Here is a 19,849-nt window from a genome sequence, read left to right on the forward strand (position 1 = left end):
GGAGCGACATGGGGAAGAGCTATCTCATCGTGCCGGACGGCGGCGTGACGACGCCCAAGGGCTTCAAGGCGGGCGGACTGCACTGCGGTCTGAAAAAAACGGAGCGCAACGATCTCGGCGCGATCGTCAGCGAGGTGCCGGCATCGGCTGCGGCGGTGTATACGACCAATTTATTTCAGGCGGCACCGCTGCAGGTGACGCGCGAGAGCCTGGCGGAGGAAGGCCTGCTGACCGCGGTGCTCGTCAATAGCGGCAACGCCAACGCCTGCACCGGCGCCCAGGGCGAAGCCGACGCGTACGCGATGCGCGCGCAGATCGCCGAGGCGCTCGGCGTAGCGAAGCATCAGGTCGCCGTCGCTTCGACCGGCGTCATCGGCGAGCCGCTCAAGATGGACCGCGTGAGCGCGGGCATCGAGCGGCTGCCCGAGTGCTTGAAAGGCGGCGCGGCGGGCTCGGACGACTTTTGCCAGGCGATTCTGACGACCGACCTGGTCAAGAAGACCGCCTGCGTCCGCGTCGTCGTGGACGGCCAGGAAGTCACCATCGCCGGCGCGGCCAAGGGCTCCGGCATGATCCACCCGAACATGGCGACGATGCTCGGCTTCGTCACGACGGACGCCGCCATCGGCGCCCCGGCGCTGCAGACGCTGCTGCGCGACATCACGAATCTGACGTTTAACATGATCACCGTCGACGGCGATACGAGCACTAACGACATGCTCGTCGCGATGGCCAACGGCCTCGCGGGCAACGCCGAGCTGACGCCGGCGCACCCGGATTGGGCGGCGTTCGCCGAGGGTCTGCGCTATGTGTGCGAGGAGCTCGCCAAGGCGATCGCGCGCGACGGCGAAGGCGCGACCAAGCTCATCGAGACGACCGTCTCGGGCGCGGCCAGCGACGCGGACGCGCAGGCGATCGCCAAGACGATCATCAGCTCGAGCCTGGTGAAGTCGGCGGCGTTCGGCGCGGACGCCAACTGGGGCCGGATCATCGCGGCAGCGGGCCGCGCAGGCGTTCCGCTTAACGTGAATACGGTCGACGTACGGCTCGGCGACATTCTCGTGCTGGAGCAGTCCCGTCCGGTCGCGTTCGACGAAGAGGTCGCGCTCGCGTACCTGAAGGGCGATACGGTCGCGATCCGCGTCGACCTGCACATGGGCAGCGGCCAGGCGCTCGCCTGGGGCTGCGACTTGACCTACGGTTATGTGAGGATCAATGCCTCTTACCGGACTTAAGAGGAGGCGGACGAACACCATGGCATTCGTAATGAAATGCGGCGGCAGTACGCTCGCCGCCCTGCCGGACGCCTTCTTCGGGGATCTGCGCGACCTGCAGGAGAGCGGGGCGCAGCCGGTCATCGTGCACGGCGGCGGACCGGCGATCAACGAGACGCTCGGCCAACTCGGTATCGAGAGCCGCTTCGAAGGCGGCCTGCGCGTGACCGACGAGCCGACGCTCGAGGTCGTCGAGATGGTGCTCGCGGGACGCATCAACAAGCAGATCGTGCGGCGGCTGCAGCAGAGCGGCGCGAAGGCGCTCGGCCTGTCGGGCACCGACGGGCGGCTCATCGAGGCGAAGCCCGTGGCGAACGCGGACGTCGTCGGACTCGTCGGCGACGTGACCGGCGTCAACGCCGAGCTGATCCAGGGCATCGTGGCGCTCGGCTACCTGCCCGTCATCGCGCCGATCGGCATCGACGCGGCCGGCCAGCGCTACAACATCAACGCGGACACGGCCGCAGGCGCCGTCGCCTCGCATCTGGGCGTCGCCACGATGATCGTCGTGACCGACGTGCCGGGCATCATGCGGACGGTGGACGGCGAGAAGCAAGTGCTGCCGCAGGTCAGCTTCGCGCAGATCGAAGCGATGATCGCGAGCGGCGAGATCTACGGCGGCATGATCCCGAAGGTGCGGGCGGCGATGGCCTGCCTCACCGGCGACGTGCGCGAGGTGCTGATCGTCGACGGCGCGGCGCCGCGGGTGCTGAGCCGGGCGGTTAACGAAGGCAACCTCGGCACCCGCATCGTACGCGAATAACCGAACCAACGAAGGAGTGGAAAACATGAGCAGCTTGTTCCCGACCTACGCACGCTATCCGATCGCCATCGTCAAGGGCAAAGGCAGCCGCCTGTGGGACGATCAAGGCAAGGAGTATCTCGACTTTATGGGCGGCCTGGCCGTCACCAACCTCGGCCATGTGCCGGACGAGGTGAAGGATGCGCTCGTGGCGCAGCTCGGGGGAGCTGTGGCATGCGTCCAACCTTTTCGTGAATCCGTTCCAGGAAAAGGCGGCAAAGCTGCTGACCGACAACAGCTGCGCCGACGCCGTGTTCTTCTGCAACAGCGGCGCCGAAGCGAACGAAGCCGCGATCAAGCTCGCCCGCCGCTATCACCAGAAGGTGCTGGGCAACGATCGCTATGAAGTGATCACGTTTACGCAGTCGTTCCACGGCCGTACGCTGGCGACGCTGACCGCGACCGGGCAAGACAAGGTCAAGGAAGGCTTCCTGCCGCTGCCGGAAGGCTTCGTCCACGTGCCGCTGCACGATCTGCCGGCGCTGGAAGCGGCGATCACGGACCGCACGGCCGCGATCATGCTGGAGCTCGTGCAGGCCGAAGGCGGCGTCATCGTCGTCGAACCCGAATTCCTGCGCGGCGTTCGCGAGCTGTGCGATCGCCATGGCCTGCTGCTCATCCTGGACGAAGTCCAGACGGGCATGGGCCGTACCGGCAAGCTGTTCGCACACCAGCACTATGACGTCGAGCCGGACATCTTTACGCTGGCCAAGGGCATCGGCAGCGGCTTCCCGGTCGGCGCCATGCTTGGCAAAGCGAAGCTCATCCCTGCCTTCACGGCCGGCTCGCACGCGACGACCTTCGGCGGCACGCCGATCGCCTCGACGGTAGTAAGCGCCACGATCGAGTCGATCCTGAAGCAGGACGCGCCGGCGCGCGCGGCCGCTTCGGGCGAGTACTTGATCGCCAAGCTGAGCGAAAAGCTGCTGGATCTGCCGGTCGTCACCGAGATCCGCGGCCGCGGCCTGCTCATCGGCATCCAGTGCACCGAGCCGGTCGCCGACTGGATCGGCGAGCTGCACAAGCGCGGCCTGCTCGTCGTTTCGGCGGGACCGACGGTCATCCGCCTGCTGCCGAGCCTGCTCGTGTCGCGCGAGGACATCGACCGCGCGGTCGAACTGATCGCCGCCGTGCTGACCGAAGCGGCTGCGGCGAAGGCCTCGAACTAATCGACTGCGAGCGCACGCAGCGCCGCGATACGCAATTGCCGAATTCCGGTGCCGCTCGCGCTATCAGCTTATGCCTTACGCTAAGGGGCATGCCGGAGTGGGGCAAATACCTGCAATTATGCAGCTTTTTGCCCAAGTAAACGGCCTCTCCGGGAAAATACCTGCAAATATACAGTTAATCTCCCGCAGAGCGGCTCCCGATCGGCGCAAGGAAGAAAAAAGCTGCATAAATGCAGGAATTGTCATCCAAGCCGCAGCTCGGGAGAAAATAACTGCATAAATGCAGGAATTGTCGCCCAAGGCGCAGCTGGGTCGGCGATCGCGCGCTTAGCCCTTCGGCATCCGGATGAACTCGCTTTTCCAGCAGGGCGCCCGGACGCTCCCTGCAGACGAACGCTCGCTCCGGAGCGCGTTATCCGCTTAACCCATTTCCGGGGCCGCACAGCGCCCTTTTACATTGACCAAGGAGGTATCGCCATGCCTAACCCGGCTGCCAACGCCGAAGAACTCGCCCAAGGCCTCAAAGGGCGGGATTTCCTGGGGCTCGTCGATTACCAGCCTGACGAGATCCGTTATCTGATCGACCTCGCCGTCGAGCTCAAGCGCAAGCAGAAGAGCGGCGAAGTGTACCAGCCCCTCAAGGGCAAGACGCTTGGCATGATTTTCGAAAAATCGTCCACCCGCACGCGCGTATCGTTCGAAGTGGGCATGTTTCAGCTCGGCGGCCACGGCCTGTTCCTGAGCAAAAACGACATTCAGATGGGCCGCGGCGAGACGATCCGCGATACGGCGCAGACGCTGTCGCGCTACCTGGACGGCATCATCATCCGCACGTTCGGCCACCGCAACGTCGTCGAGCTGGCCCGCGGCGCGACCATCCCGGTCATCAACGCGCTGTCCGACCAGTCGCATCCGTGCCAGGCGCTCGCCGATTACCAGACGATTCTGGAGCACAAGGGCAAGCTGGAAGGCCTTAAGGTCGCCTACATCGGCGACGGCAACAACATGGTGCATTCGCTCATGATCGGCGCGAGCAAGCTCGGCATTCACTTTGCCAGCGCGTCGCCGGAAGGCTACGAGCCGGATGCGAACCAGGTGAAGCTGGCGCGCGAGTTCGCGGAGCAGTCCGGTTCCCGGGTCGACATCGTGCGCGACGCGCGCGAGGCGGTCGAAGGCGCCGACATCATCTACACCGACGTATGGGCGAGCATGGGCTTCGAGGCCGAGCAGAAGGAACGCGAGCGCGCGTTCAAGAACTACCAGGTTAACGAGGAATTGGCCAAGCACGCCAAGTCCGACTATCTGTTCATGCACTGCCTGCCGGCGCACCGCGGCGAGGAAGTGAGCGAGGGCGTCATCGACGGCCCGCACTCCATCATCTTCGACGAGGCGGAGAACCGCCTGCACGCGCAGAAGGCCGTCATGGCCGCGATCATGTAAGCAGCCGACGCTAACGATTCCGACCCGCGCCGACTCGCGAGGCAGCGAACCGGCGAACCGGCGTGTGGCCCGTTCGAACTGCAGCCTGCCGGACTTCGCCGTCTCGTCGACGCGCATGCATCCATTTTTCCAATAGAGGAGCGTTCATCCCTACCATGGCAAAAGAAAAAATCGTGCTCGCCTACTCCGGCGGCCTGGATACCTCCGTCATCCTCACATGGCTGAAGGAGACGTACGACGCAGAGATCATCACCTTCACGGCCGACATCGGCCAGAAGGAAGAGCTGGACGGCCTGGAGGAAAAAGCGATCAAGACCGGCGCCTCCAAGGTGTACATCGACGACCTGCAGGACGAGTTCGCCAAGGACTTCATCTACCCGATGTTCCAGGCCGGCGCGCTCTATGAAGGCCAATACCTGCTCGGCACCTCGATCGCGCGCCCGCTCATCGCCAAGCGCATGGTCGAGATCGCCCGCGCCGAAGGCGCCACCGCCATCGCGCACGGCGCGACCGGCAAGGGCAACGACCAGGTCCGCTTCGAGCTGACCGCGGCCGCGCTCGCGCCCGACATCAAGGTCATCGCGCCGTGGCGCGACGAGGCGTTCCGCGAAGCGTTCCCGGGCCGCGCCGAGATGATCGCCTACGCCGAGAAGCATGGCATCAACGTGCAGGCTTCCGCCGCCAAGCCGTACTCGATGGACCGCAACCTGCTGCACATCTCCTTCGAGAGCGGCATGCTCGAGGACCCGTGGTTCGACTCCAGCGCGGACGACGTGCAGGACATGTACGTGCTGAGCGTATCGCCTGAGAAGGCGCCCGACCAAGCCGAGTACGTGGAGCTCGACTTCGAAGCCGGCAACGTCGTCGCCGTCAACGGCGAGCGGCTGTCCCCGCTCGAAGTCATGAACAAGCTCAACGAGCTGGGCGGCAAGCACGGCATCGGGCGCGTCGACATGGTCGAGAACCGCTTCGTCGGCATGAAGTCCCGCGGCGTGTACGAGACCCCGGGCGGCAGCATCCTGTTCACCGCGCACCGCAAGATGGAGTCGCTCACGATGGACCGCGACGTCATGCACCTGCGCGACTCGCTCATCGCGAAGTACAGCACGCTCGTGTACAACGGCTTCTGGTTCGCGCCGGAGCGGCTCGCGATCCAGGCGCTCGTGAACGAGAGCCAGAAGAACGTTACCGGCACCGTGCGCCTCAAGCTGTACAAGGGCAACATTCTGGCCGCCGGCCTCAAGAGCCCGGTCAGCCTGTACAACCCGCACATCGCCACGATGGAGGCCGACCCGACCCAGGCGTACGACCAGGGCGACGCGACCGGCTTCATCCGCCTGAACGCGCTGCGTCTGAAAGTATCTTCCGGCGTGAACGGCGCTTCGGGCGTTTAAGCGGCCGGCTTTGGCAGAGAGCCAATAAGGATGCCGCACATCGTTAATTTTGCGTAAACCCGACTTGGGGAGCGGAGAAGGATGTCGCGTATCGTTATTTGCACAAAATTTCGTGGCTGCAGGTAGATAGCGATGCCTCGCATCGTTATTTCAGCGAAACGCCGGCGTGGTGAGTAAATAAGGATGTCGCACATCGTTATTTGCGCGGAAACCCGGTACGTGGAGTAGTTAAGGATGCCGCACATCGTTGATTGCCCCCAAGCTCCGGCGAAAGGGAGCAATACCGATGCCGCGCATCCTTATTTGCCGAAATGAAGTGTAATTCTATGCATGGCAGAGAGGGGCTAACGAGCGTCATGAGCAAGCTGTGGGGCGGCCGGTTCACGAAGAAGACCGACCAGCTGGTAGAGGAATACACGGCGTCGATCACGTTCGATAAGGAGCTGGCCGAGGAGGACATCCAGGGCAGCCTTGCGCACGTGACGATGCTAGGACGCTGCGGCATTCTGCCGCAAGAGGACGTCGAGACGATCAAAGCGGGCCTGCTGAAGGTGCAGCAGCGCATTCGCAGCGGGGGAGCAGCAGTTCCTGATCGCGGACGAAGACATTCACATGAACATCGAGAAGGCGCTGATCGAGGAGATCGGCCCTGTCGGCGGCAAGCTGCACACCGGCCGCAGCCGCAACGACCAGGTCGCGACCGACATGCACCTGTACCTGCGCAAGCGCGTCGTCGAATTCGTCGGCCTGCTGTCCAAGCTGCAGGAAGCGCTGATCGGCCAGGCCAAGGCGAACCTCGACACGATCGTGCCGGGCTATACGCATTTGCAGCGCGCGCAGCCGATTCTGTTCGCCCATCATCTGATGGCGTACGTGTCCATGTTCGGCCGCGACATCGAGCGCCTGCAGGACAGCTACAAGCGCATCGACGCGCTGCCGCTCGGCGCGGGGGCGTTGGCGGGCACGACGTTCGCGATCGACCGCCTGTACACGGCGGAGCTGCTGAACTTCGGCCGCGTCTACGAGAACAGCCTCGACGCCGTCAGCGACCGCGACTTTATCGTCGAGTTCCTGGCGGGCGCTTCGCTCATCATGACGCATCTGTCGCGTCTGAGCGAGGAACTGATTCTTTGGTCGAGCACGGAGTTCCAGTTCGTCGAGCTGGACGACGCGTTCTGCACCGGCTCGAGCATCATGCCGCAGAAGAAAAATCCCGACGTGCCCGAGCTCGTGCGCGGCAAGACGGGACGCGTATACGGCAACCTCGTCGGTCTGCTGACCGTGCTGAAGTCGCTGCCGCTCGCGTACAACAAGGACATGCAGGAAGACAAGGAAGGCATGTTCGACACCGTGAAGACGCTGCAGGGCGCGCTCCAGCTGTTCGCGCCGATGATCGCGACGATGAAGGTGCGCAAGGACAAGATGCGCCGCGCCGTCGACCAGGACTTTTCCAACGCGACCGACATCGCCGACTTCCTCGTGAACAAAGGGCTGCCGTTCCGCCAGGCGCACGAGGTCATCGGCAAGACGGTGCTGTACTGCATCCAGCAGAACAAGTTCCTGCTCGACCTGACCCTGGACGAGTTCAAGCAGTTCTCCGAGCTGTTCGACGACCGCATCTACGAAACGCTGAAGCCGGAGACGGTCGTCGCCGCGCGCAACGTTTACGGCGGCACCGCCGCGAACCAGGTGAGCGAAGCGATCGGGCGGGCGGAAGCCGCGCTGGCGCAGACGCAGGCCTGGACCGAGGAATACGACGCGAAAAGCCGATGAGCCGTATCGAGCGTGCTTAACCTAAAGCCTCCCATCCACTTCAACCAGAGTGGCGGGAGGTTTTTTTGCGCGCGGCGGCGTAACGACGGGTCGATCGGAGGCCGAAGGATGCAGGAAAATGAGACAAATCGGTGACTTCGGACGATGCTGTATCTGGCAGTAGGGCCCGCCGTAAAGGGGGAATGTCGATTGACGTCGAATTACAAGATTTAGGCATGAATATTTCACCAAATTATGTTTTCTGCAAAACGCGGTTGAATAAGAGGAAGGGAGAAATGCAATGAGAGATTCAAGTGTATACGCAACAGCCGCAATTGAAACCCCGAGGCGTCGATGGAGGTTGGCTTGGCTGTCCATTCTGGCAGTCGTATCGCTGTTGACGGGCAGTCTCGGACTTGGGCATCTCGCTTTTGCCGCCAGTCCGGCCGCGCCGACGGCGCAGGGGCTGGAAGAGAGCGTGAAGGCGAGCGACTACACGTCGGGAGCGACCTTGAAGCTGTATTTGTCCACGAGCGCGACGCCGGTGGCGACGGCGCCGAACGTGACGGCAACGACGTATACGTTCGAAAATGTGGCGCCGAACAGCGACGGCTATTATGTCACGCAGACGGTCGCAGGCGAGGAGAGCGTGAATTCGAGCTTCGTCGGCGTTAGTCTGCGGACGCCGACGGCAACGGCGGGCGTCGGTTATGTGACGGTCGGAAATATTTATTCCGGCGCTGCCGTGACGTTGTACGAGACGGCTACCAACCAGGCGGTCTCGGCAACGCCGACGGACCCGGGCGGCGGCACGCTGAAGTACGAGGGACTGGAGGCGCGCAAGTCCTACTATGCGGTTCAGCAGATCAACGGCGTCTTGAGCCTTGGTTCGTCGTATGCGACCGTGCAGCCGGCGATTCCGCCCGCGCCGACGGCGCAAGGGCTGGAAGAGAGCGTGAAGGCGAGCGACTACGCGTCGGGAGCGACCTTGAAGCTGTATTTGTCTACAAGCGGAACGCCGGCGGCCACAGTGCCGAACGTGACCTCGCCTACGTATACGTTCGAAGACGTGACGCCGAACAGCGACGGCTATTATGTCACGCAGACGGTCGCCGGGGGAGGAAAGCTTGAATTCGAGCTTCGTCGGCGTTAGTCTGCGGACGCCTACGGCGACGGCGGGCGTCGGTTATGTGACGGTCGGAAATATTTATTCCGGCGCGGACGTGACGCTGTACGAGACGGCTACCAACCAGGCGGTCTCGGCAACGCCGACGGACCCGGGCGACGGTACGCTGAAGTACGAGGGACTCGAGGCGCGCAAGTCCTACTATGCGGTCCAAGAGATCAATGGCGTAGCGAGTCAAGGTTCGATCGGCGCGACCGTGCAGCCGGCGATTCCGGCCGCGCCGACGGCGCAGGGGCTGGAAGAGAGCGTGAAGGCGAGCGACTACACGTCCGGAGCGACCTTGAAGCTGTATTTGTCCACAAGCGCGACGCCGGTGGCGACGGCGCCGAACGTGACGGCAACGACGTATACGTTCGAAAATGTGGCGCCGAACAGCAGCGGCTACTACGTCACGCAGACGGTCGCCGGGGGAGGAAAGCTTGAATTCGAGCTTCGTGGGCGTTAGTCTGCGGACGCCGACGGCGACGGCGGGCGTCGGTTACGTGACGGTCGGAAATATTTATTCCGGCGCTGCCGTGACGTTGTACGAGACGACTACCAACCAGGCGGTCTCGGCAACGCCGACGGACCCGGGCGACGGTACGCTGAAGTACGAGGGACTGGAGGCGCGCAAGTCTTATTATGCGGTCCAGGAGATCAATGGCGTAGCGAGTCAGGGTTCGATCGGCGCGACCGTGCAGCCGGCGATTCCGGCTGCGCCGACGGCGCAAGGGCTTGAAGAGAGCGTGAAGGCGAGCGACTACACGTCGGGAGCGACCTTGAAGCTGTATTTGTCTACAAGCGCGACGCCGGTGGCGACGGCGCCGAACGTGACGGCAACGACGTATACGTTCGAAAATGTGGAGCCGAACGGCGGCGGCTACTACGTCACGCAGACGGTCGCAGGCGAGGAGAGCCTGAACTCGAGCTTCGTCGGAGCGAGCCTGCGTATGCCGACAGCGACGGCCGGCGTCGGTTATGTAACCGTCGGCAACATTTATCCCGGGGCAGCCGTGACGTTGTACGAGGCGGATTCCAACGCAGCCGTTACGGCAGCGCCGACGGACTCGGGCGACGGAACGCTGAAGTATGAGGGACTCGAGGCGCGCAAGTCCTACTATGCGGTCCAAGAGATCAACGGCGTAGCGAGCTCCGGATCGCCATACGCGACCGTGCAGCCGGCGATTCCGGCCGCGCCGACGGCGCAAGGGCTTGAAGAGAGCGTGAAGGCGAGCGACTACACGTCCGGAGCGACCTTGAAGCTGTATTTGTCCACTGGCGGAGCGCCTGTGGCGACGGCGACCAGCGTGGCCGGGACGACCTATACGTTTGAAAATGTCGTGCCGAATCACGATCAGTACTACGTCACGCAGACGGTTGGCGGAGAGGAAAGCGAAAACTCCGTTTTCGTGAACGCAAGTCTGCGCACGCCGACGGCCGCAGCCGGCGTCGGTTATGTGGATATTCACAATGTTTATCCCGGCGCAACCGTGATCTTGTACGATTATGAGACGAATACGGCGGTTGAAGCCGAGCCGGACATGCTGGACGACGGATCGGTCCGGTTTGACGGTCTGACGCCTGGCAGGTCCTATTACGGGGTTCAGCGCATTAACGGTACTGTCAGCGAGCCCACGCGGATCGTCACGCTTCCGAGATCGCCCGATGCGCCGAAGGATGTCGCGGCCGTCGCCGGCAACGGGCAGGCGACGATTACGTTTACGCCTCCCGAGGAGGATGGCGGCGCGCCGATTACGGGATACGAAGTGATGGCCAATCCGGGGAATATCGTCGCGGTCGGAACGGGCAGTCCGATCGTCGTGACCGGATTGACCAACGGCGTGAGCTATACGTTTACGGTCAAGGCGATCAACGCCGCGGGCAGCAGCGAGGCTTCCGAGCCTTCGAGCGCGGTTTCGCCCTGGGAGCCGGTCTTCTCGAATGTGTCGACCCGGCCGATCCTTATTCTGATTAACGGACGTACCGAAAACATCGGCCAAGCGAGCGAGACGGCTGCAGGCGGCCGATCGGTGCTTACCTTGACGGTGGACGAGCGGCTGCTGGCCGACAAGCTCGCCGCCGAGGGAGCGGGAGCCGTCATCACGCTGCCCATGCCGGGCGGCTCCGACGTGAATCGTGCAGAGCTGAACGGAAGGATGGTCCAAAGCCTCATCGATCATGCGGCCGTGCTGGTCGTTCAAGCCGGACAGGCTTCCTATACGCTGCCTGCTGCGCAGATCGATCTGAGCCGGCTTGCCCGGCAGCTCGGCGCACCGGAGGATTTGTCCGGCGTCATGCTGAGGATCGAGATTGCCAAGCCGACCGCGGATGAGCTGGAGGCGATGTCGGCTGCGGCGAAAAAGGACAATTTATCGATTGTCGCTTCCCCGATCGCATTTAAAGTAAGTGCGGCGTATGGGGAACAATCCGTTGAAGTGACAACGTTCGGCAAATACGTAACGCGTACGATCGCGCTGCCCGGCCAGGCAGACGCCGAGCGGTTGACCACGGCGGTCGTACTGGAGAAGGATGGTACGCTGCGTCACGTTCCGACGAAGCTCGTTGTCGCAGACGGCAAGTATTTTGCGACAATAAACAGTTTGACAAACAGCTTGTACGCGGTCGTCTGGCATCCGCTATCGTTCGCCGATGTCGCGAACCACTGGGCGAAGCAGGCGGTCGAAGATCTGGGTGCGCGGATGATCGTCGAGGGCGACAGCGGCGTCTTCGATCCCGATCGGGACGTGACGCGCGCGGAGTTCGCCGCGATACTCGCGAGAGGCCTAGGTCTTCGTCTTGAGGCAGGAGCGTCTGCTTACACCGATGTTGGGCCGTCCGACTGGTTCGCGGGCGCGATCGGCGCGGTCCAAACGTACGGCCTCATCGAAGGCTTCGAAGACGGATCTTTCCGGCCGAATGACAAGATGAGCCGGGAGCAGGCGATGACGCTGCTCGCCAGGGCGATGTCGATCACCGGGCTGGCTCCGGACCAGGCGGGCACAGCCGCCGCGGGAACGCTTCAGACCTATGCGGACGGGCGAGCTGTCTCCGATTGGGCGGCGGACAGCATCGCCGCTTGCCTGAAGGCCGGCCTCGTGGGCGGGAGAAGCGATAAGCTGCTGGCGCCCCAAGCGACGGTCACGAGAGCCGAAGCGGCGACGATGATTCAAAGATTGCTGAAGCAGTCCGGATTGATCTAGCTTTCTGTCGAATGCAGCCTTCTGCTGCGACGCTTTTATCGCTCCGCCAGCTCTAGCGAGCTTGCGGGGCGATTTTTTATTTCCACTGCAGACATCGGCCGCTTTGAGGTGCGTTTTGGCTTGACCGGTCGCCTTCGGACGCTTTTGGCGTCTAGCCTGGGAGCGAGCTCCCTATACCCCAAGCTTCCCTCGCATAAAGTCGATAAAAGCGGCGGCCTGACGGACGGGGATATCCTCTTTACGGTACACGAGGCAGATCCGGCGGACGCTGACCTTGCCCGGCAGCGCCCGCAGCGCGAGCTCGCCGGACAGCTCCTCCCGGCGCGCGCTGCGCCGCGGCAGAATGCCGATCCCCATGCCGTGCTTGACGGCTTCCTTGATCGTCTCGATCGCGCCGAGCTCCATTCGGATCTGCCAGTTCAAGCCGTTCTCCGCCGCCCATCGCTCGGATAACCTGCGCGAGGTCGAGCCGCCCTCGTGCACGAGGAACGGCTGGCCCTGCAGGTCCTCGATCCCGAGCTCCCCCCGCGGCCAGCGGGTGAAAGGGCGCAAACGCCAGCGTCAGCGGATCCTCGCCGAGCGGGATGACGTTAAACGCGGGATACGGCTCCTCGGACAGCGAGACGACGGCGACGTCGACCTCGAAGCTTTCGAGCAGGGCGAGCGCGTCGCCGGCCTGCTTGACCGTGAGCGTCGGCAGCGCCAGCGGGTACTGCATCTGGAATTCCGCCAGATAAGCGGGCAGGAAGTAGGTGGCCGGCGTATAGCTGGCCCCGATCTTCAGCCTGCCGCGGCCCTGCTCGCGGTAGTCGGCCATCAGCTGCGAGGCTTCGTCCAGCAGCGCCGAGATTTTGGCGGCATAGGGGAGCAGCGCCTCGCCCGCATCGGTCAGGCGTACGCGTCCGGCCTGCTTGCGGAACAGCGAGAGGCCTGCCGACTGCTCGAGCTTCTGCAGGTGAAAGGTGACGGTGGGCTGCTTCAAGCCGAGCGCGGCGGCGACCTCCGTCAGGCTGCGGCCATCCGCGGCTTGCATGAATATTCGCAGTTGTTGGGGATTCACGAAGCATTCGCCTCTTTTTTATCGTCGGATGGATACAAGCTACTGTAAATATAGATTCTATCTATGATTTTATCAATATACATAGATGATATTTAACTTCGATTTGTTATCCGCTTTACGTCATGCTGACAAACCCCCTTTAAAGTGAAGGTATCACGAACGATAACGAGGGGGATATCGAAAAATGAATCTCACGCACCACCGCAAGCTCGCAGCATTGGCGCTCGTCGGCTTGTCCTTGACCGCAGCTGGCTGCGGCAACGCGAACAACAACAACAACGCGGGCGCCGCGGCTGCCACGGCTTCGGACAGCGCCGCGCCGTCGTCCGCCGCGGCATCTCCATCCGCGACCGCAGTCGCATCGCCTTCCGAGAGCGCGAGCGCATCGACGCCGGCCGGCAACGGCGAGACGCTGACGGTCTACCTCAACGACTTCGACGACATCGTCAAGCCGATGTTCGAAGCGCAAACCGGCTACAAGCTCAACATCGTCAGCGGCAACGGCGCGGAGATCATGTCCCGCATCGAAGCCGAGAAGGGCAATCCGCACTGGGACGTCGTCTGGATGGACGCGATGCCTTCGATAGAGGGTCTTGGTAAAGCGGGGCAGCTACTGGAAGGCTGGGAACCTGCTGCAGCAGCGGGCCTGACGGACTTTGCCAAGACGTTCGTGCCCGCGAACAAGGCGTACTACCCGACCGGCGCGCATGCCGCAGGCGTCATCGTCTACAATACGAAGTCGTTCGGCGCGGCCGACGCGCCGAAGCGCTGGGCGGACCTCGCCGACGCGAAGTACAAGGGTACCGTCGGCATGGCCGACCCCGCGGTAGCGGCGCCCGCTTATCCGTTCGTGTCGTGGTTTTTCCAGGACAAAGGGATCGAAGGCGGCCAATCTTACTTCGACGGCGTGTTCAAAAACGGCGCGCACGTCTATCCGAAAAACCCGAACGTCGCCAAGGCGCTCACGGGCGGCGAGATCAAAGTCGCGGCGCTCCAGGAGAGCAACGCGTACACGCTCAAGAACGACGGCGAGCCGATCGAGATCGTCTGGCCGGAAGAAGGGGCGCCGGCTTCGGTACGCGTCGCGGCGATCCAGAAGAACAGCGCGCATCAGGACGCGGCCAAGGCGTTCGTCGCGTTCCTGCTCGATCCGAAGACGCAGCAGGCGCTGATCGATCAGGGCGACGAGAGCTATTTCGAGCCGAGCGTCGCGGGCGTGACCGTGAAGGCGGACCGCAATCCAAGCGCCAAGCTCGTGGCGGCGGACGCATCGTGGGCGTCGGAGCATGAAGCGGAGATCAAGCAGTGGTTCGCCGATCGCTCGGTGAAATAACATGCGCTTTACGATTTTCGCTCACGGAAGCAGAACGGGCTGGCTGGTGCTGGCCCTTCTTGTTTTGCTGATCATGCTCCCGCTCGCCGCGGTCGTCATTCAGGTGCTGCTGCCCGGCTTCTTCTTCGGCAGCCGCCGGATCGGCGATCTCTCGTTGCTTGGCGATATGTTCCGCCGTCCGCTCTGGTATTTGTCGCTCAAAAACACGCTGGTCCTCGGCCTCGGCACGACGGCGCTCGGAACCGCGATCGGCGCGGCGCTCGCGACCGCGCGCTCCCGCTGGTCGTTCCCCGGCGCGCGTCTGCTCGACGGCGCGGTATGGCTGCTCATCGTGACGCCGTCGTTCATCCTCGCGCAGGGCTGGGTCATGTTCGCCGCGTCCGACGGTCTCGCCGCGTCCTGGCTCGGCTGGCGCTGGGTTCACGACGCCGTCTTTACGCCAGCGGGCCTGATCGCGGTCATGTCTTTAAGCAAATTTCCGTTCGCCTACCTGGCCGTCTATTCCGCGCTCGAATGGAAGATGGAACGCCTGGGCGAAGCCGGACGCCTGAACGGCGGCAGCGCCTGGACCGTCTGGCGCACGATCGAGGCGCCGCTGCTGCTGCCCGCCTACTGTTCGGGCGCGCTGCTCGTCTTCATGGACACCGTCGGCGATTTCGGCCTGCCGGCTTCCATCGCGGCCGTGTTCCGCTTCCCGACGCTGCCGTACTCGATCTACTCGGCGCTGTACACCTCACCGATCCGGTTCGATATGGCCGGCGTGCTGTCGTTCTATCTCGTCGTGCTGATCGCGCTGGCGATGAGCGTGCAGTTCTGGGCGCTGCGCCGGGCGCGCTTCGACTTCCTCGGCGGCCGGGCGACGCGGGCCAGGGCCGAGCGGCCGCGCCGGGGCGCCTGGCTGCTGGCCGCCGGCAATTTCATCCTGCTTGCGATCGCGGTAGGCATTCCTTTAGGCGCCAACCTGCTGACGTCGATTACCCGTCCCGGCCAATCCGGCGGCACGGCGTTTACGCTGAACCACTACCGGGAGCTGTTCGTGTCGGGCGGGCAGTTGACGGACGCGCTGCTGCATTCGCTCTCGATCGCGGCGTTCGCCGCCATCGTCGGCCTGTTCGTCGGCTTGCTCGTCGCTTACGTGCTGACCTATTCGAAGTTTAAGCTGAAGCGTGCGATCGACGTCATCTCGCTCGTCTCGCTGGCGGTCCCTGGTGTCGTGCTCGGCATCGGCTACATCTTTATTTGGAACCAATCCTGGCTCGAGCGGATCGGGCTGCTGCTCTACGGCAAGCCGGCTATCCTCGTGCTTGCGGGCGTCGCGGGCGCCATTCCGGTCATCACCCGGATCGTGACGGGAGCGATGGCGAAGGTACCGCAGGGGCTGCTGTCGGCGGCGCAAATGCAGGGCGCCTCGTTCTCGCGCAGAGTCAGGACGATCCTGCTGCCGCTGCTGCGCGGCGCGCTGCTCTCCGCCGCGCTGGCGGCGTTCGGGGCCAGCGTCTTTGACCTGGCGATGACTTCGATTCTGTTCCCGCCCAACTTCATGACATTGCCCGTCGTCATCAACAAGGCGTTCGAGGACCTGAACTTCGGCTACGCCGCAGCCGCGACGTTAACCGGAGGTACCGCCGTCGTCGCACTCATCCTCATCATGGAGCGATTGTTCAAACCGAAGGAAGCAAGGAGGCCAAGTCGTTGAATACAATCCTAGAGATCCGTCAGCTTCACAAGTCCTACGCGGGCCAGCCTGCGCTTCGGGGCATCGACTTCAGCGTCTCCCGCGGGCAGATCATCAGCGTGCTCGGCCCGTCCGGCTGCGGCAAGTCCACGCTGCTTCAGCTCATCGCAGGCCTGCAGCAGCCCGACGGCGGCGAGGTGCGGCTGCGCGGCGAGGCCGTGTCCACGGCTTCGAAGCTCGTGCCCCCGGAGAAGCGGGGCATCAACATGGTGTTCCAGGATTACGCGTTATGGCCGCACATGAGCGTTTACGACAACATTTCGTACGGGTTAAAAAGAAAGAAGGCGGCGTCCGCGGACATTCGAGCCAAGGTCGGGGGAGCTGCTGCGTCTGCTGCATTTGGAGCCGTTCGCCGAGCGTCTGCCCGCTCAGCTTTCCGGCGGCCAGCAGCAGCGCGTGGCGATCGCGCGCGCCCTGGCGACGCAGCCGGACCTGCTGCTGCTCGACGAGCCGATGTCCAATCTCGACATGAGGCTGCGCATCGAGATGCGGACGGAGCTGTCGTACCTGCTGCGCAAGCTGGGGACGACCGTTTTCCATGTGACGCACGACCCCGAAGAGGCGTTCGCGATGGCGGACCGGCTCGTCATCATGCGCAGCGGCGGCATCGACCAGATCGACAGTCCCGAGGCCTGCTATGGCCGGCCCGCGACGGCGTCCGTCGCTTCGCTGCTAGGCGCGGGCAACCGGCTTGCGGGACCGATCGCCGAAGGCGGGACGGCGCCCGCCATCCGTCTGGAAGGCGCCTTCGTCGCCGGCCGGACGGCGTCCGATTGGAGCGCTCGCCGTCCGTCGGAACCGGCGATCGCGCTGTTTCGGCCGGATGCGGCCGCCTGGGAGACCGAGGACGCCCGGGCTTCCGACCCGGGAGCCGAGGTCGCCGCGGGGGCGGAGGCCGGAACTGCCGGCTCCCGCGAGGCCGGGGTCTTCGCGCCGCCGGCCTTCAACCGGCTGGCCGCCCGCATCGCGCACAGCGCCTTCGAAGGCAATCGCTGGCGCGTGCTGGCGGAGACCGGGACCGGCGACATGCTTTCTTTATTTCATCATGAGCCTCTGAAGGCGGGCACGCGCGGCTGGCTGCGTTTTCCCGTCGACGAGACCTACTTGTACCCGGCGGACGCCGGCAGCGAAAGGTAGAAGAATCGACATGACCCGCATACTCGTCATCTCGGATATACACGGCCACGCGGCGGCGATGCGTTCGTTGCTGCGCATGGCCGAATACGCGCCGGGCAAAGATCGGCTATACCTGCTCGGCGATTTTATCAACCGGGAGCGGGAGAGTTGGCCTGCGCTCAAGGAAGCGATGACGCTTGTGAAGGAGGGCGCGCGCGCCGTGCTCGGCAACATGGAGCGGTGGCTGCTCGACGTCTCCGGGCGCGGCGAAGGCCTGCCAGCGGAGTCGGAGGAGCTGCGTTTCCTGCGCGAGACGCCTTTGTATTGGCAGGACGAGCGCTTTCTGTTCGCCCATGCCGGCATCCGCCCTGGCTTGCCGCCGGCCAAGCAGAGCGCCGCGGATCTGACCGAGATTCGCGGCGACTTCTGGGCGGACGGCGGCCCGCTGCCGTACACGGTCGTCTTCGGCCACACGCCGACCTTCAAGCTTGGCGCGCCGGCAGGCGAGCTGTGGCTGGGCCGCGACCGGATCGGAATCGACACGGGCGCGAAGCACGGCTTGCCGCCTTACGCTCGTCGACTTGACCAACCGGCTGGCCTATTCCTGCGGCGTAGCGCGTGAACGCCAGCCGAGCGATTGCCGCCTGTCTTCCTGGGCGATCAAATAAACGGAATATCCGAGCCGCCGAAGTTCCGGCGGCTTTTCGCCATTCCCTCACATCGGCTCCGCGGGCGTTCGTCCCTGCGGCGAAGGCTGCGGCGTCTCGCGGCGCCCGGCGCGCGCGTCCGCGGGATTCACCGCGAAGATCGCGTCCTGCGCGCGATAGATCGAGCGGTTCAGCTTGCTGCGCGCGGCCAGCCGGCCTTCCACGTACTTCAAGCGGTACGTATCCACGACCGCGCCTGATTTGCCTGCCTGCACCAGACGCGACAGGCCGACCGGGATGCCCGCGTCTTGTCTGTACACGGTGCGGGGCGGAAGCTCCTTTACTAGAACCGCTTCCAACTCATACCTCACGTTGTCGGCCATCGTGCCGAACAGCTTGACCGTCAGCCTTTTATCTCGAACCGAGGCCTTGATTAACAGCCGTTTACCCGTGTCGTTGCGAAACCGGAAGTTAATCGAGCCCTCCGCGAAAGTCGCGTCCATGCCTTGCGGCAAATAATTCACGGGGAGCGAGTGGTTGCGCCGCTCGACGATCTTGAGGCCCGAGGCGCGCAGGACCGCATTGTAAAGCGTGCTGGACACCTGGCAGATGCCGCCGCCGATGCCCGGCACGAGCTTGCCCTTCAAGATGACCGGAGCCGCCCGGTAACCGTAATCCCGCCGTGCTTTGGCGACGACGGCGCCGTAATCGAACGTCTCGCCCGGCAGAAGCACGGTATCGTCCAAGGCGTCGGCAGTGGCCTTGACGTTATGGACGCGACCTTCGCCGCTTGCCGCGAAGGAGGTGGAAAACTCGGCGATCTTGCGCGCGATGCCTTGCGCCTGCAGCGCTGACGCCTTAATCTCGGGCTGGACGGGGACGACGGGCAGACGCGTTTCGATCGCCAGCGGCCCTTTTGCGGCCGGCGCTGTTTCGCCGAGCTTTGCCGGCGCGCGCTTTTTGAATACGGCCAGCAGCGATGAAAGGTCGAGCGTCTCGCCCGGCTTTTCCGGCGAATAGACGACGCGGTCGTACGCATCGATCGCGCGAACCGCGTCGATCGATGCCTTTTCCGCGATCGATCCCCACATTGCTTCGGCCTTCTCCGCGAACATCTCCTCGTCCCAGACAGCTTCAATCGGAAAGCGCTTCGCGACGGCCCGCCCGGCAGAACGCCGATCCAGCCAGCCCGCGTCCCGATATTGCATGATCGCTTTTATCGCTTCCTCGGCGTTCAAATGGAGCCCAAGCTCGCGCCAGGAGAGCGAGGACCCGGACGCATCTTGGGTCGGCGAGAGCTGCCGATGCCCGTGAACCAGCGTCACGCGCTCGTCAAGCTTCGCTTCGATTCGTGCCCGTACCTTGGCGATCGCGGCATCCGCGCTCATGCCGCCCATCGCCAAGCCGCCCACGGAGACATCGGCCGGCAGCGCGCGAGACCGGCGCGTTCCGTGCTTCGCGGCCGCCGCATCAACCGCCGCCTCGCGAGCAGCCGCTCCATGGCCTGCGACCGCCGCATCACCCGCCGCCTCGCGAACAGCCGCTCCGTAGCCTGCGACCGCCGCATCAACCGCCGTCTCACGAGCAGTTGCTCCATAGCCTGCGACCGCCGTATCACCCGCCGCCTCGCGAGCAGCCGCTCCATAGCCTGCGAACGCCGCGCCTGCCGCAGCCGTCCCGGCGTTCATGCCTAAGATTAGCGCGAGGACCGCGGCTGCGATCCGAAAGAATCGGTTGTCCATTTCCAGAATTCCTCCTTCCG

12 protein-coding genes and 4 pseudogenes are annotated in these 19,849 nt (G+C 64.0%); 14 read left to right on the top strand and 2 right to left on the bottom strand.

Annotation, left to right across the window (positions count from 1 at the left end):
* Positions 1 to 8 precede the first annotated feature (8 nt).
* From argJ to OMP40_RS22955, 9 genes and pseudogenes are all read left to right on the top strand, one after another.
* Complete coding sequence (gene argJ / locus OMP40_RS22915; RefSeq protein WP_277534806.1) at positions 9 to 1,235, top strand: bifunctional glutamate N-acetyltransferase/amino-acid acetyltransferase ArgJ; 1,227 nt, start codon at positions 9 to 11, stop codon at positions 1,233 to 1,235.
* 19 nt (positions 1,236 to 1,254) lie between these two features.
* Positions 1,255 to 2,037, top strand: a complete 783-nt coding sequence (gene argB / locus OMP40_RS22920) for an acetylglutamate kinase (protein ID WP_277534807.1) — start codon at positions 1,255 to 1,257, stop codon at positions 2,035 to 2,037.
* Between the two features lie 25 nt (positions 2,038 to 2,062).
* Positions 2,063 to 3,245 (top strand): annotated as a pseudogene (locus tag OMP40_RS22925) (acetylornithine transaminase).
* 477 nt (positions 3,246 to 3,722) lie between these two features.
* Positions 3,723 to 4,685 (top strand): ornithine carbamoyltransferase, encoded by a 963-nt coding sequence (argF, locus tag OMP40_RS22930; RefSeq protein WP_277534808.1) that lies wholly within the window; start codon positions 3,723 to 3,725, stop codon positions 4,683 to 4,685.
* A 155-nt stretch (positions 4,686 to 4,840) separates the two neighbouring features.
* The gene (locus OMP40_RS22935) at positions 4,841 to 6,079 is read left to right on the top strand and encodes an argininosuccinate synthase (RefSeq protein ID WP_277534809.1); all 1,239 of its coding nucleotides are present in this window, start codon (positions 4,841 to 4,843) and stop codon (positions 6,077 to 6,079) included.
* A gap of 356 nt (positions 6,080 to 6,435) precedes the next feature.
* Positions 6,436 to 7,852 (top strand): annotated as a pseudogene (gene argH, locus OMP40_RS22940) (argininosuccinate lyase).
* Positions 7,853 to 8,192: 340 nt separating this feature from the next.
* On the top strand, positions 8,193 to 8,984 hold the full coding sequence (locus OMP40_RS22945) for a hypothetical protein (RefSeq protein WP_277534811.1): 792 nt from the start codon (positions 8,193 to 8,195) through the stop codon (positions 8,982 to 8,984).
* Positions 8,959 to 9,462, top strand: coding sequence for a hypothetical protein (locus tag OMP40_RS22950; protein WP_277534813.1), 504 nt, complete (start codon positions 8,959 to 8,961; stop codon positions 9,460 to 9,462). Before OMP40_RS22945 ends, OMP40_RS22950 begins: the two co-directional genes overlap by 26 nt.
* On the top strand, positions 9,437 to 12,196 hold the full coding sequence (locus OMP40_RS22955; protein ID WP_277534814.1) for an S-layer homology domain-containing protein: 2,760 nt from the start codon (positions 9,437 to 9,439) through the stop codon (positions 12,194 to 12,196). The genes OMP40_RS22950 and OMP40_RS22955 overlap by 26 nt, the downstream gene beginning before the upstream one ends.
* 171 nt (positions 12,197 to 12,367) lie before the next feature.
* On the opposite strand, the pseudogene OMP40_RS42150 reads toward OMP40_RS22955, so the two are convergent.
* Positions 12,368 to 13,229, bottom strand: a pseudogene (locus tag OMP40_RS42150) (LysR family transcriptional regulator).
* A gap of 211 nt (positions 13,230 to 13,440) precedes the next feature.
* On the opposite strand from OMP40_RS42150, the gene OMP40_RS22970 reads away from it, so the two are divergent.
* The 5 genes and pseudogenes from OMP40_RS22970 (at position 13,441) to OMP40_RS22985 (ending at position 18,062) form a co-directional block, all read left to right on the top strand.
* Positions 13,441 to 14,589 carry an ABC transporter substrate-binding protein gene (locus OMP40_RS22970; protein WP_277534816.1) on the top strand — a complete coding sequence of 383 codons (1,149 nt, stop codon included), beginning with the start codon at positions 13,441 to 13,443 and terminating at the stop codon, positions 14,587 to 14,589.
* 1 nt (position 14,590) lies between these two features.
* Complete coding sequence (locus tag OMP40_RS22975) at positions 14,591 to 16,285, top strand: ABC transporter permease (protein WP_277534818.1); 1,695 nt, start codon at positions 14,591 to 14,593, stop codon at positions 16,283 to 16,285.
* A 98-nt stretch (positions 16,286 to 16,383) separates the two neighbouring features.
* Positions 16,384 to 16,560, top strand: a pseudogene (locus OMP40_RS42155) (ATP-binding cassette domain-containing protein); the annotation flags it as partial.
* A 103-nt stretch (positions 16,561 to 16,663) separates the two neighbouring features.
* A complete protein-coding gene (locus OMP40_RS22980; RefSeq protein ID WP_277534820.1) occupies positions 16,664 to 17,461 on the top strand; it encodes an ABC transporter ATP-binding protein in 798 nt (265 codons plus the stop codon).
* A 10-nt stretch (positions 17,462 to 17,471) separates the two neighbouring features.
* Complete coding sequence (locus OMP40_RS22985; protein ID WP_277534822.1) at positions 17,472 to 18,062, top strand: metallophosphoesterase; 591 nt, start codon at positions 17,472 to 17,474, stop codon at positions 18,060 to 18,062.
* Positions 18,063 to 18,155: 93 nt separating this feature from the next.
* Here OMP40_RS22985 and OMP40_RS22990 read toward each other — a convergent pair whose 3' ends face one another.
* Positions 18,156 to 19,829, bottom strand: coding sequence for a VanW family protein (locus OMP40_RS22990; RefSeq protein ID WP_277534824.1), 1,674 nt, complete (start codon positions 19,827 to 19,829; stop codon positions 18,156 to 18,158).
* Positions 19,830 to 19,849: the final 20 nt, after the last annotated feature.

This window comes from Cohnella rhizosphaerae, assembly GCF_029525575.1.
Taxonomy (GTDB): Bacteria; Bacillota; Bacilli; order Paenibacillales; family Paenibacillaceae; genus Cohnella; species Cohnella rhizosphaerae.